11 protein-coding genes are annotated in these 13,612 nt (G+C 51.5%); 6 read left to right on the plus strand and 5 right to left on the minus strand.

Going from position 1 to position 13,612, the window contains the following annotated elements:
• Window positions 1-82: 82 nt before the first annotated feature.
• The 5 genes from lon to bolA all read right to left on the minus strand — a co-directional run bounded on the left by lon (window position 83) and on the right by bolA (window position 6,846).
• Window positions 83-2,437, minus strand: coding sequence for an endopeptidase La (gene lon, locus MUU46_RS05575; RefSeq protein WP_159752398.1), 2,355 nt, complete (start codon window positions 2,435-2,437; stop codon window positions 83-85).
• A gap of 184 nt (window positions 2,438-2,621) precedes the next feature.
• Window positions 2,622-3,896, minus strand: coding sequence for an ATP-dependent protease ATP-binding subunit ClpX (gene clpX / locus MUU46_RS05580; RefSeq protein ID WP_110511664.1), 1,275 nt, complete (start codon window positions 3,894-3,896; stop codon window positions 2,622-2,624).
• 106 nt (window positions 3,897-4,002) lie between these two features.
• Entirely contained in the window at window positions 4,003-4,626 is a 624-nt protein-coding gene (gene clpP / locus MUU46_RS05585) for an ATP-dependent Clp endopeptidase proteolytic subunit ClpP (protein ID WP_110511663.1), read from the minus strand.
• Window positions 4,627-4,883: 257 nt separating this feature from the next.
• Window positions 4,884-6,182: a trigger factor gene (gene tig, locus MUU46_RS05590; protein WP_159752396.1), complete on the minus strand. Its 1,299-nt coding sequence runs from the start codon at window positions 6,180-6,182 to the stop codon at window positions 4,884-4,886.
• Between the two features lie 346 nt (window positions 6,183-6,528).
• Entirely contained in the window at window positions 6,529-6,846 is a 318-nt protein-coding gene (bolA, locus tag MUU46_RS05595) for a transcriptional regulator BolA (protein WP_159752394.1), read from the minus strand.
• Window positions 6,847-7,151: 305 nt separating this feature from the next.
• On the opposite strand from bolA, the gene MUU46_RS05600 reads away from it, so the two are divergent.
• The 6 genes from MUU46_RS05600 (at window position 7,152) to MUU46_RS05625 (ending at window position 13,604) form a co-directional block, all read left to right on the plus strand.
• On the plus strand, window positions 7,152-7,730 hold the full coding sequence (locus MUU46_RS05600) for a lipoprotein (protein WP_159752392.1): 579 nt from the start codon (window positions 7,152-7,154) through the stop codon (window positions 7,728-7,730).
• Window positions 7,731-7,773: 43 nt separating this feature from the next.
• A complete protein-coding gene (ampG, locus tag MUU46_RS05605; RefSeq protein WP_159752390.1) occupies window positions 7,774-9,249 on the plus strand; it encodes a muropeptide MFS transporter AmpG in 1,476 nt (491 codons plus the stop codon).
• A 470-nt stretch (window positions 9,250-9,719) separates the two neighbouring features.
• Entirely contained in the window at window positions 9,720-10,664 is a 945-nt protein-coding gene (cyoA, locus tag MUU46_RS05610) for a cytochrome o ubiquinol oxidase subunit II (protein WP_159752388.1), read from the plus strand.
• Window positions 10,665-10,682: 18 nt separating this feature from the next.
• Window positions 10,683-12,674 (plus strand): cytochrome o ubiquinol oxidase subunit I, encoded by a 1,992-nt coding sequence (cyoB, locus tag MUU46_RS05615; protein ID WP_159752386.1) that lies wholly within the window; start codon window positions 10,683-10,685, stop codon window positions 12,672-12,674.
• Window positions 12,664-13,278, plus strand: a complete 615-nt coding sequence (locus tag MUU46_RS05620) for a cytochrome o ubiquinol oxidase subunit III (RefSeq protein ID WP_110511656.1) — start codon at window positions 12,664-12,666, stop codon at window positions 13,276-13,278. Before cyoB ends, MUU46_RS05620 begins: the two co-directional genes overlap by 11 nt.
• The gene (locus MUU46_RS05625) at window positions 13,278-13,604 is read left to right on the plus strand and encodes a cytochrome o ubiquinol oxidase subunit IV (RefSeq protein WP_110511655.1); all 327 of its coding nucleotides are present in this window, start codon (window positions 13,278-13,280) and stop codon (window positions 13,602-13,604) included. The genes MUU46_RS05620 and MUU46_RS05625 overlap by 1 nt, the downstream gene beginning before the upstream one ends.
• The last annotated feature ends 8 nt before the right edge of the window (window positions 13,605-13,612 follow it).

The following is a 13,612-nucleotide window of genomic DNA, read 5'->3' on the forward strand; positions in this document are numbered from 1 at the left end:
AAATTAGCTATACAAAAAAAGGCTGGCAAGTGCGAAATCACCTGACAGCCCCGTTTTTATTAACGCTATTTGCGCGATGTCACTATTTTACGGTCTCAACCTGCATGCCATACGGTGCATTTTGCAGTGCAAGGGCCAGAACTTCTTCAATTCGCTTAACAGGATGGATATCCAGATCGGCGATCACGTTATCAGGAATTTCTTCCAGATCGCGTTTATTTTCATCAGGAATGAGAACTGTCTTGATACCACCACGGTGGGCTGCCAACAGTTTTTCCTTCAGACCTCCGATAGGCAGAACCTGCCCACGCAGCGTGATTTCTCCCGTCATCGCCACATCGGCACGAACCGGGTTACCAGTCAGACACGACACCAGCGCAGTACACATTGCGATACCTGCACTTGGACCGTCTTTCGGCGTAGCCCCTTCCGGAACGTGAACGTGAATGTCGCGTTTTTCGTAGAAGTCGCCGTTTATACCCAGCTTCTCGGCACGCGCACGAACCACCGTCAGCGCCGCCTGAATGGATTCCTGCATCACTTCACCCAGCGAGCCGGTATAGGTCAATTTGCCTTTACCTGGAACGCACGCGGTTTCGATGGTCAACAGGTCGCCACCCACTTCGGTCCACGCCAGGCCAGTCACCTGGCCGACACGGTTTTCGCTGTCGGCACGGCCAAAGTCAAAGCGCTGCACACCGAGATAGTCATGCAGGTTTTCACCATTGATATCAATGTGCTTGAGCGTTTTGTCCAACAGCAGCTGTTTCACCGCTTTACGGCACAGTTTGGAGATTTCACGCTCCAGGCTACGCACGCCCGCTTCGCGGGTGTAGTAACGAATGATGCTGACAATCGCACTGTCATCGACCGTAATTTCGCTTGGCTTCAGCGCATTTCGCTCAATTTGCTTCGACAGCAAATGACGTTTCGCGATATTCAGCTTCTCGTCTTCGGTGTAACCGGACAGACGAATCACTTCCATACGATCCAGCAGTGGAGCCGGAATGTTCATGGAGTTAGAGGTCGCCACAAACATCACATCGCTGAGATCGTAATCGACTTCCAGATAATGATCGTTAAAGGCCACGTTCTGTTCTGGATCAAGGACTTCCAGCAGAGCTGACGCCGGATCTCCGCGCATGTCGGAGGACATTTTGTCGATTTCATCCAGCAGGAACAGCGGGTTTTTAACGCCCACTTTCGCCATTTTCTGGATAAGTTTACCCGGCATGGAACCGATGTAAGTCCGACGGTGACCGCGAATTTCCGCTTCGTCACGCACGCCGCCCAGTGCCATACGGATATACTTACGTCCGGTCGCTTTCGCGATGGACTGACCCAGAGACGTTTTACCCACCCCTGGCGGTCCAACCAGACACAGAATTGGGCCTTTGAGTTTGTTCACGCGGCTCTGGACTGCGAGATACTCGAGAATGCGATCTTTCACGCGTTCCAGACCGTAATGGTCGGTATCGAGTACCTCCAGCGCCTGACGCAGATCCTTTTTAACTTTGCTGCGTGCGGTCCAGGGAACCTGCACCATCCAGTCAATGTAGCCACGAACGACTGTCGCTTCCGCAGACATAGGCGACATCATTTTCAGCTTCTGCAGCTCAGCTTCAGTCTTCTCTTTTGCCTCTTTCGGCATTTTAGAGGCGTCAATTTTACGCTTCAGCGCTTCATTTTCGTCCGGAGCATCGTCCATCTCGCCGAGTTCTTTCTGAATAGCTTTCATTTGCTCATTCAGATAGTACTCGCGCTGAGATTTTTCCATCTGCTTTTTGACGCGGTTGCGAATGCGTTTCTCAACCTGCAGCAGATCGATTTCCGATTCCATCATCGCCATCAGGTATTCCAGACGCTCGTTGATGTCGGACATTTCCAGCACGGACTGTTTATCCGTCAGCTTCAGCGGCATGTGCGCTGCGATGGTGTCCGCCAGACGTGCAGGATCATCGATGCTGTTCAGCGACGTCAGCACTTCTGGTGGGATTTTCTTGTTGAGCTTGATGTAGCCTTCGAACTGGCTAATAGCCGTGCGGACCAGAACTTCCTGCTCGCGCTCGTCGATGGCCGGAGACTCGAGGTACTCCGCTTTCGCCGAGAAATGCTCGCCGTCGTCAGACAGCGCGGAAATACGCGCACGCTGCAGGCCTTCAACCAGCACTTTGACGGTGCCGTCAGGAAGCTTCAGCATCTGCAAAATAGAGGCCACGGTCCCGACGGTGAAAAGATCGTTTACACCCGGCTCATCCGTTGACGCGTCTTTCTGAGCCACCAACATGATTTTTTTATCATGGTCCATGGCCGCTTCGAGACAACGGATAGATTTTTCCCGCCCTACAAATAAGGGAATGACCATGTGCGGATAAACCACCACATCGCGCAACGGCAATACGGGGATTTCAATGCGTTCAGAACGCTCAGGATTCATAGAGCTCTCTCTTAGTTTAGTGTCCGCCAGGGTAGTCAATGGCGCCACAGTGCTTCACGCCACCGTTAACATGTAATCCAGTATATGGGGATGTTTCCCATACATTCAACGGGAGGAATACAGGAAAAGTAAAAGGGGGATAAAATATCCCCCTTTTGGTTAACTGACTGAGTAATTTGGTGAATTATTCGCCAGAAGCCTGCTGCGTTTCAGCGGCGCTATAAATCAGCAACGGCTTGGTTTGACCTTCGATGACGGACTCATCGATAACCACTTTTTCGACGTCTTCCATGGAAGGCAGGTCGTACATGGTATCGAGCAGTGCCGCTTCGACGATTGAACGCAAACCACGGGCACCGGTTTTACGGGCCATCGCTTTACGTGCAATCGCATCCAGCGCTTCGTCACGGAATTCCAGATCAACACCTTCAAGGCCGAACAGTGCCTGATATTGCTTCGTCAGGGCGTTTTTCGGTTCTTTCAGGATCTGAATCAGCGCATCTTCACTCAGCTCGTTGAGTGTTGCGACAACCGGCAGACGACCGATGAATTCCGGGATAAGACCAAACTTGATCAGATCGCCCGGCTCTACCTGCTCCAGCAGTTCGCCTTCGTTCGCTTTTTCAGATTTCGCTTTTACGGTCGCGCCAAAGCCAATACCTGAACCGGTTTCAACGCGGTTAGCGATCACTTTATCAAGACCAGCGAATGCGCCGCCACAGATAAAGAGGATCTTCGACGTATCAACTTGCAGGAATTCCTGCTGCGGATGCTTACGGCCACCCTGCGGCGGAACAGCAGCAACGGTGCCTTCGATAAGCTTCAGCAGAGCCTGCTGAACGCCTTCACCGGACACATCACGGGTGATCGACGGGTTATCCGATTTACGGGAAATTTTGTCGATTTCATCGATATAAACGATGCCGCGCTGTGCTTTCTGCACGTCGTAATCGCATTTCTGCAACAGTTTCTGGATGATGTTCTCAACGTCTTCACCCACGTAACCGGCTTCGGTCAGGGTGGTTGCATCAGCCATAGTAAATGGAACGTCCAGCAGGCGTGCGAGCGTTTCCGCGAGCAGCGTCTTACCGGAACCGGTTGGGCCAATCAGCAGAATGTTACTTTTGCCAAGCTCAACGCCGTTGCTGGTATCGCCATTACGCAGACGCTTGTAGTGGTTGTATACCGCCACAGCCAGCACTTTCTTCGCACGTTCCTGCCCGATAACATAATCGTCCAGGTGGTGGCGGATTTCATGCGGAGTCGGCAGCGCACTGCGTTCACGATGCGGGGCTACTTCTTTGATTTCTTCGCGAATGATGTCGTTACATAAGTCAACGCATTCGTCGCAGATATACACGGACGGCCCGGCGATCAGCTTACGCACTTCGTGCTGGCTTTTGCCGCAAAAAGAGCAATACAACAGTTTGCCTGAACCATCTTTGCGTTTATCTGTCATGAGTCCAAACCTCTTTCTAAGTTCTTTGTGCCGCACATGACGACGCAAATGCCAGTCTTAACGGAATGCCGCCCTAAACAGTATAGCGGCACTCGACGCAGTGGCATTATTTACGATGGGTCAAAATGGAGTCGACCAGGCCATACTCAACTGCTTCAGACGCAGCGAGGAAGCGGTCGCGCTCGGTGTCGCGTTCAATCTGCTCAAGAGATTGACCCGTGTGTTGCGCCATAAGTTCATTCATGCGCGCTTTAACTTTCAGGATTTCGCGGGCATGGATTTCAATATCCGTTGCCTGGCCCTGATAGCCGCCCAGCGGTTGGTGAATCATCACGCGGGAGTTTGGCAGGCAGAAACGCTTGCCTTTAGCTCCGGCGGTCAACAGGAATGCACCCATTGAACACGCCTGCCCCATACAAATGGTGCTGACGTCTGGCTTAATGAACTGCATGGTGTCGTAGATGGACATCCCTGCAGTGATGACGCCGCCTGGGGAGTTGATGTACAGGTAAATGTCTTTTTCCGGGTTTTCCGCTTCCAGAAACAGCATCTGCGCTACGATCAGGTTCGCCATGTGGTCTTCCACCTGGCCGGTCAGAAAGATAACGCGCTCCTTGAGCAGACGGGAGTAGATATCAAAAGAACGTTCACCGCGTGAGGTCTGTTCGATGACCATTGGCACCAGGGCCATATGGGGTGCAAAGTTATCTCGTTCGCCACTGTATGACATGTCCGTCTCCTGGATAAAAAGTGAAAATACCTGCTGTACTGATTGTAACCTTGCGGACGGATCATCAGCCAGTCAATCTACTGCTTCCCCTTTTATGGGGGTGACAATGCCCTATTTCAAGCATAACAATATTTTGCTGTAACGCTAACACCGAAACAGCGTTTTGGCACGTATCGTCATCTATTACACTGATAAAAAAAACCCGCTACCAAAGGCAACGGGTTTTTCGCTCAAACTTTAAACCGTGAGGACGTTAATTACGCCTGCTGGTTCATCAGTTCGTTGAAAGAAGTCGCTTTTTCAGACACTTTCGCTTTGTTCAGAACGGCTTCAACAGCCTGCTCTTCCAGAGCTACGTTGCGCATGTTGTCCATCAGCTCTTTGTTTTTGCTGTAGAACTCGATGACTTCTGTAGGATCTTCGTACGCAGCAGCCATCTCTTCAATCAGGACTTTAACGCGGTCTTCGTCAGCTTTCAGCTCGTGGGTACGAATCACTTCGCCCAGCAGCAGGCCAACAACAACGCGGCGTTTAGCCTGCTCTTCGAACAGCTCGCGTGGCAGTTCCATCGCTTGCTTGGCGTTGCCACCAAAGCGCTGTGCAGCCTGCTGACGCAGTACGTCGATTTCGCTGTCGATCAGGGCAACAGGAACGTCGATGTCATTGGCGGTAACCAGACCGTCGATTGCCTGAGACTTGATGCGGTTTTTAACCGCGCCTTTCAGTTCGCGTTCCATGTTTTTACGTACTTCAGCACGCAGACCATCGAAAGAACCATCTTCAACGCCGAAACGTTTGATGAATTCTGCAGTCAGTTCTGGCAGCTCACGCTCTTCAACTTTCTTCAGGTTGATAGCGAATTTCGCTGCTTTACCTTTCAGGTTTTCTGCGTGGTAATCTTCCGGGAAGTTCACGTCGATAGTGAATTCTTCGCCAGCTTTGTGGCCTTTGATACCGTCTTCAAAGCCTGGAATCATACGACCCTGACCCATTGCCAGCACGAAATCAGTGGCTTTGCCGCCTTCGAATTCTTCGCCGTCAATAGAACCGGAGAAGTCTACGGTAACGCGATCTTCATCGGCTACAGCGCCTTCTTTATCTTTCCAGGTCGCCTGCTGCTTACGCAGAGTGTCCAGCATGCCGTCAACGTCAGCATCAGTCACTTCAACAACCGGTTTTTCGACTTCGATTGCGTCCAGACCCTGCAGCTCAACTTCTGGGTAAACTTCAAATTCAACAGCGTAAGTGAAGTCTTCACCCAGTTTGTACTCGCCCGGAACGTAAGTCGGGGAGCCTGCTGGATTGATTTTCTCTTTGATGATCGCATCAACGAAGTTGCGGCTCATCAGGTCACCCAGCACGTCCTGGCGAACAGAGGCGCCATGACGCTGAGCAACAACAGTCATCGGTACTTTCCCTTTACGGAAACCGTCGATGCGAACTTTTTTCGCTACGTTGACCAGCTCGCTATTTACAGCTTTTTCGATGCTGTCAGCAGCGATAGTAATCGTTACACGGCGGCCAAGGCCCTGAGTGGTTTCAACTGAAACTTGCATCTTGTTACCTCAAAAAAATCACAGTGCTCGGTCAACTCTGGAAGCACGTATCGATGGCTTCGCAGAACCGGGATGTTCTCTTCAATGCAGAATACAATCCCTGTTGCCAGAATCATCCCGAAGACATTCCGAAAATAAGACGCAGCATTATAGCGGCATCACTGTAGTGAGTCGAGGACGGTAATGCCGCATGGATGCGCCATTTTTCACAGTTTTGAGGTAATTTTGCCCCAAAAAATGCGTTACTCGCTCAAAATTCAAACAAAACAAAACGGCCCGCAGGCCGTTTCTCATTTAATCTGTACGCAACATACTGGAAAAGTTCCGGCAGTTGCAAATGCGAATTTTACGCGATACTGCCCGCGCCACGACAAGGTGGGGATGCAAAGATGGTATCTTGCAACCCTTCCCACTCTTTCACGGTGTAGGTATGCAACGCCAGCGCATGCACGGTCGTGGACAATTCAGCGGTTAAAGTGCCATAAATCATGCGGTGACGGTTAAGAAAACGTTCGCCGGCAAAGCGATCGCTGACCAGCACCACTTTAAAGTGACTTTCGGAGCCGGCCGGGACATTGTGGCGATAACTTTCGTCCACCACTTCGAGGAATAAGGGTTCAAACGCTGCCCTTAATTTTTCTTCTATCTGTTCACGTATCATCATGAATTTACTCCTCCGACAACGCTGAGATGCCGCCCTTCCCTTTAAATGTTAGCCGCTTTTACCGTTTCCATTACATCAAGACAACAAAAATTTAGCTTTCGTCTGTATTTCTCAGTCAAACGGATGAGCGTTGTCCCCTCCCGTATACGAATAATCGCAAAAAAGAGTGCGAAATCGGCCTTACGCTCAGAAAACGCTCAACACGATGAATTTACATGCGTTGCCCACTTCCCCTTGCCGTTGGCAATGTTATGATGGCGGGAATTTTTCGCCCGTTGAACAACTGTGACGCTGAGAGTCTTATTATGTTAAAAAAAATCCTCTTCCCGTTGGTTGCGATATTTATGCTGGCCGGTTGTGCCAAGCCGCAAACGACGATTGATGTAGCACCAAAAATCACCCTACCTTCACAGGATCCAAGCCTGATGGGCGTGACTGTCAGCATCAACGGCGCTGATCAGCGTACGGACCAGGCGCTGGCTAAAGTGACTCGTGATAACCAACTTGTGACGCTGACAGCTTCCCGCGACCTGCGTTTCCTGCTGCAGGAAGTGCTTGAGAAGCAGATGACCGCACGCGGTTATATGATTGGGCCGAGCGGTGCCGTCGATCTGCAGATCATCGTCAACAACCTGTATGCAGACGTGTCTCAGGGCAACGTGCGCTACAACATCTCTACCAAAGCTGACATCGCCATCATCGCCACCGCGAAGAACGGCAATAAGATGAACAAAAACTATCGCGCAAGCTATCAGGTTGAAGGTGCCTTCACAGCGAACAACCAAAACATTGCTAACGCGGTTAACAGCGTGCTGACGGATACCATTTCCGATATGGCGCAGGACACCAGCGTCCACGACTTCATCAAACAGAACGCCCGTTAAGTCTTTCTGACCCGGCCCTGCGCCGGGTCAGTTATTTATGCCCATGTCCAACCAATACTTACGTATTTTCCAGCAGCCCAAATCAGCGATCCTGCTGATACTCGGCTTCGCCTCCGGTTTACCTCTGGCGCTCACATCCGGCACACTTCAGGCATGGATGACCGTCGAGAACATCGATCTCAAAACCATCGGTTTCTTCTCTCTCGTCGGCCAGGCTTACGTCTTTAAATTCCTGTGGTCGCCGATGATGGACCGCTACACACCGCCATTTTTGGGGCGCCGCCGCGGTTGGCTGCTGACCACGCAGATCCTGTTATTGTTCTCGATTGCGGCGATGGGCTTCCTTGAACCGACTTCGCAATTGCGCTGGATGGCGGCCCTTGCGGTGGTGATCGCCTTCTGTTCGGCGTCGCAGGACATTGTTTTCGATGCATGGAAAACCGACGTTCTGTCGCCGGAGGAACGCGGCACCGGGGCAGCAATCAGCGTGCTGGGCTATCGTCTGGCGATGCTGGTATCCGGCGGACTGGCACTGTGGCTGGCCGATCAGTGGCTCGGCTGGCAGGCCATGTACTGGCTGATGTCGGCGCTGATGATCCCGTGCATTATCGCGACACTTTTTGCCCCCGAACCGAGCGACGTCATTCCGCCCCCGAAAACACTGGAACAGGCCGTGGCTGAACCGCTGCGTGATTTCTTTGGCCGTAATAATGCCTGGCTAATTCTGCTGCTGATTGTCCTTTATAAGCTTGGCGACGCATTCGCGATGAGTCTGACCACCACCTTCCTTATAAGAGGTGTCGGTTTTGATGCAGGCGAAGTCGGCGTGGTGAATAAAACCCTCGGGCTGTTTGCCACTATCCTTGGTGCACTGTACGGCGGCGTGCTGATGCAGCGTTTATCCCTGTTCCGCGCATTGCTGATTTTCGGTATTTTGCAGGGCGCATCCAATGCCGGTTACTGGCTGTTGTCGATTACGGACAAAAGCATGTTAACCATGGGCACGGCAGTATTCTTTGAAAACCTGTGCGGCGGGATGGGAACGGCGGCATTCGTCGCATTGTTAATGACGCTGTGCAACAAATCCTTCTCGGCGACACAGTTCGCGCTGCTCTCAGCCCTTTCTGCGGTGGGTCGCGTGTATGTCGGCCCGATTGCGGGCTGGTTCGTCGAAGCGCACGGCTGGCCGACGTTTTATCTGTTCTCAGTATTTGCTGCTATTCCAGGTATTTTGCTGCTGCTGTTGTGTCGACAAACGCTGGAATACACCTGGCGGAGCGAAAGCTTTATGGCGCGGACAGAATTCAAAAACCTCTATTCCGTGGCCCTGCGGATCCTCGCCATGGGTTGTCTGGTCATCGGTGTCTGGCTGCTGCTGCTGATCATGAACGCGCTTGACCTGACGGCCTTCTCGTTCCTGACAGGCCTGCTGGAAGTGGGTGCGCTGATTGCCATTTGCGGCATTGTGCTGGGTGGCATTCTCGACGCGATGGCATTACGCAAAACCCACCTCGCATGAACATTAAATAAACGTTACTTGTCGTTGTAGTTACTTTCAGTAATTATAACGGCAATAATCCATTCATTTTTCCCGATTGTTATTTTGTGCGTTATTTAATTTCGGAAATTACTGGCGCTTTTTAAGTTTCGGCATATTTCCTTAACCGATTCAGCTTTCGTTCGATTATTTTTTTGTTTTTATGATGTCGTTAACTTGATAATTAATTGTTAACTTTTTGTGTTCTTTTCGCATTGTTTATACCTATTACCAGAGAAACAGATTCAATCCACCTCGTTTCGTTATAAAACTCTGCTAATGCGCTATCCGCCTGGATTTTAGACACAATCAGCAACATCTGTGACAGGGGCGGCAGAACCCAGTAACACCCGAAAGACACTTCTCCAATCATGTTTACAGTAATGTAACCTTCCCGTAAAATGCCCCCACACTTTAAACGCCACCAAATCCCGTGGAATTGAGGTCGTTACATGAGACTCAGGAAATACAATAAAAGCTTGGGATGGTTGTCATTAATCGCCAGCACTGTTTTACTCAGTGGTTGTGATTCTGCGCTACTTGACCCCAAAGGACAGATTGGACTGGAGCAACGTTCGCTGATACTGACGGCATTTGGCCTGATGTTAATCGTCGTCATTCCCGCCATCTTGATGGCCGTTGGTTTTGCCTGGAAATACCGTGCGAGCAACAAAGATGCGAAGTATAGCCCTAACTGGTCACACTCCAATAAAGTGGAAGCTGTGGTCTGGACGGTGCCTATCCTTATCATCCTGTTCCTTTCCGTGTTGACCTGGAAAACCACTCATGCGCTTGAGCCTAGCAAACCGCTGGCCCATGCCGAGAAGCCAATCACTATCGAAGTGATTTCCATGGACTGGAAATGGTTCTTCATTTACCCGGAGCAGGGCATTGCGACCGTTAACGAAATCGCTTTCCCGGCGAACGTTCCGGTTCAGTTCAAAGTCACCTCCAATTCCGTGATGAACTCGTTCTTTATCCCGCGTCTGGGCAGCCAGATTTATGCGATGGCCGGTATGCAGACTAACCTGCATCTGATTGCCAACGAAGCGGGCACCTACGACGGTATCTCCGCCAGCTACAGTGGCAAGGGCTTCTCTGGTATGAAGTTCAAAGCTACTGCAACACCGGATCGCGCTACGTTCGACCAGTGGGTCGCGAAGGTGAAACAGTCTCAGAGCGCCATGAACGATATGGATGCTTATGAAAAACTGGCAGCACCGAGCGAGTACAACAAGGTGGAATACTTCTCCAGCGTGAAACCTGATTTGTTCAAAGATGTTATCAACAAATACATGGGTCACGGTCACATGGACATGAGCCAACCTGCCGGTGAGCACGCCTCACACGAAGGGATGGAAGGCATGGACATGAGCCACGCGGAAACCGCTCATTAAGGGGCCGAGGAAGAAACGATGTTCGGAAAATTGACACTGGATGCAGTGCCCTACCACGAACCCATTATCGTGGTTACGGTGGCTGCAATTATCATCGGTGGTGCGGCCTTACTGGGCCTGATCACTTACTTCGGTAAGTGGACCTACCTGTGGAAAGAGTGGCTGACTTCGGTCGACCACAAAAAACTGGGCGTGATGTACTGCGTCGTCGGTATCGTGATGCTGATTCGTGGCTTCGCGGATGCCATCATGATGCGTAGCCAGCAGGTTCTGGCCTCGGCAGGTGAAGCGGGCTTCTTGCCACCTCACCACTACGATCAGGTCTTTACCGCCCACGGCGTTATCATGATCTTCTTCGTCGCAATGCCGCTGGTTATCGGCCTGATGAACGTAGTTGTTCCTCTGCAGATCGGCGCACGCGACGTTGCGTTCCCGTTCCTGAACAACCTCAGCTTCTGGTTCACGGTTGTCGGTGTGATTCTGGTTAACTTGTCTCTCGGTGTGGGTGAATTCGCACAGACCGGCTGGTTGGCCTATCCGCCGCTGTCAGGTATTGAGTACAGTCCCGGCGTCGGGGTCGATTACTGGATTTGGGCGCTTCAGCTCTCCGGTATTGGTACTACCCTGACCGGTATCAACTTCTTCGTGACCATTATCAAGATGCGTGCGCCTGGCATGACCATGTTCAAGATGCCGGTATTTACCTGGGCCTCTCTGTGCGCAAACGTCCTGATTATTGCATCATTCCCGATCCTGACCGTCACCATCGCTTTGCTGACCCTCGACCGCTATCTGGGTACCCATTTCTTCACTAACGAAATGGGCGGCAACATGATGATGTACATCAACCTGATCTGGGCATGGGGCCATCCGGAAGTGTACATTCTGGTTCTGCCAGTCTTCGGTGTGTTCTCAGAAGTGGTGGCAACCTTCTCGCGTAAGCGTCTGTTTGGTTACACCTCCCTGGTGTGGGCAACCGTGTGTATTACCGTTCTGTCGTTCATTGTTTGGCTGCACCACTTCTTCACCATGGGTGCTGGCGCGAACGTAAACGCCTTCTTCGGTATTGCAACCATGATTATCGCAATCCCTACCGGGGTTAAGATCTTCAACTGGCTGTTCACCATGTATCAGGGTCGTATCGTGTTCCACTCCGCAATGCTGTGGACTATCGGCTTTATCGTGACCTTCTCGGTCGGCGGTATGACCGGTGTTCTGCTGGCGGTGCCGGGCGCGGACTTCGTTCTGCATAACAGCCTGTTCCTGATTGCTCACTTCCATAACGTCATTATCGGTGGTGTCGTGTTCGGTTGCTTCGCAGGGATCACCTACTGGTGGCCGAAAGCGTTCGGTTTCACCCTGGATGAAACCTGGGGCAAGCGCGCATTCTGGTTCTGGATCATCGGCTTCTTCGTGGCATTTATGCCGCTGTATGTGCTGGGCTTCATGGGTATGACCCGTCGCCTGAGCCAACAGATTGATCCACAATTCCACCCAATGCTGGTTGTTGCAGCATGTGGTGCGGCGCTGATTGCCTGCGGCATTGCATGCCAGCTGATTCAGTACTACGTGTCTATTCGCGACCGCGAGCAGAACCGTGACTGGACCGGTGACCCATGGGGCGGCCGTACGCTGGAGTGGTCAACGTCCTCTCCTGCACCTTTCTATAACTTTGCACACGTCCCGCACATTCATGAGCGTGATGCGTTCTGGGAAATGAAAGAGAAAGGCGAAGCGTACAAGAAACCAGCGAGCTATGAAGAGATTCATATGCCGAAAAACAGCGGTGCAGGCATTGTGATTGCTGCCTTCGCAACGGTGTTTGGCTTTGCCATGATCTGGCATATCTGGTGGATGGCGATCGTTGGCTTCCTCGGCATCATCATCACCTGGATTGTAAAAAGCTTCGACGAGGACGTGGATTACTACGTGCCTGTGGCAGAAATCGAAACACTGGAAAACCAGCATTTCGATGAGATATCTAAGGCAGGGCTGAAAAATGTCAACTGATACTCTGACTAACGCGCATGCCCACGCGCACGAACATGGGCATCATGATGCAGGACCGATGAAAGTCTTCGGTTTCTGGATCTACCTGATGAGCGACTGCGTTCTGTTCTCTATTCTGTTCGCAACCTATGCGGTGTTGGTTAACAACACCGCTGGTGGCCCGGCAGGTAAAGACATTTTTGAGCTGCCGTTCGTACTGGTTGAAACCGCCCTGCTGTTGTTCAGCTCCATTACTTATGGCATGGCGGCGATCGCCATGTATAAGAACAACAAAAGCCAGGTTGTTTCCTGGCTGGCGCTGACTTGGCTGTTCGGTGCAGGGTTCATCGCGATGGAAATCTATGAATTCCATCACCTGATCATGGAAGGTATGGGCCCGGATCGTAGTGGCTTCCTGTCAGCGTTCTTCGCGCTGGTTGGTACCCACGGTCTGCACGTGACCTCTGGTCTTATCTGGATGGCAGTTCTGATGTTCCAGATTAACCGTCGCGGTCTGACCCCGACCAACCGCACCCGTATCCTGTGCCTGAGCTTGTTCTGGCACTTCCTGGACGTAGTCTGGATCTGCGTGTTCTCTGTAGTCTATCTGATGGGGGCGATGTAATGAGTCATTCAACCGATCACGGCGCTTCCCACGGTAGCGTAAAAACCTACATGACAGGATTTATCCTGTCGATCATCCTGACGCTAATCCCGTTCTGGATGGTGATGAACGGCACCGCATCTCACGCAGTCCTGATTGGCTGCGTACTGGTAGCTGCGGTAGTACAGATTCTGGTGCATCTGGTGTGCTTCCTGCACATGAACTCCAAGTCTGATGAGGGCTGGAATCTGACGGCATTCATCTTTACTGTACTAATCATTGCGATTGTAGTGATAGGTTCAATCTGGATCATGTGGAACCTTAACTACAACATGATGGTTCGATAAGAGCGGCG

Source organism: Scandinavium tedordense (genome assembly GCF_024764965.1).
Lineage (GTDB): Bacteria > Pseudomonadota > Gammaproteobacteria > Enterobacterales > Enterobacteriaceae > Scandinavium > Scandinavium tedordense.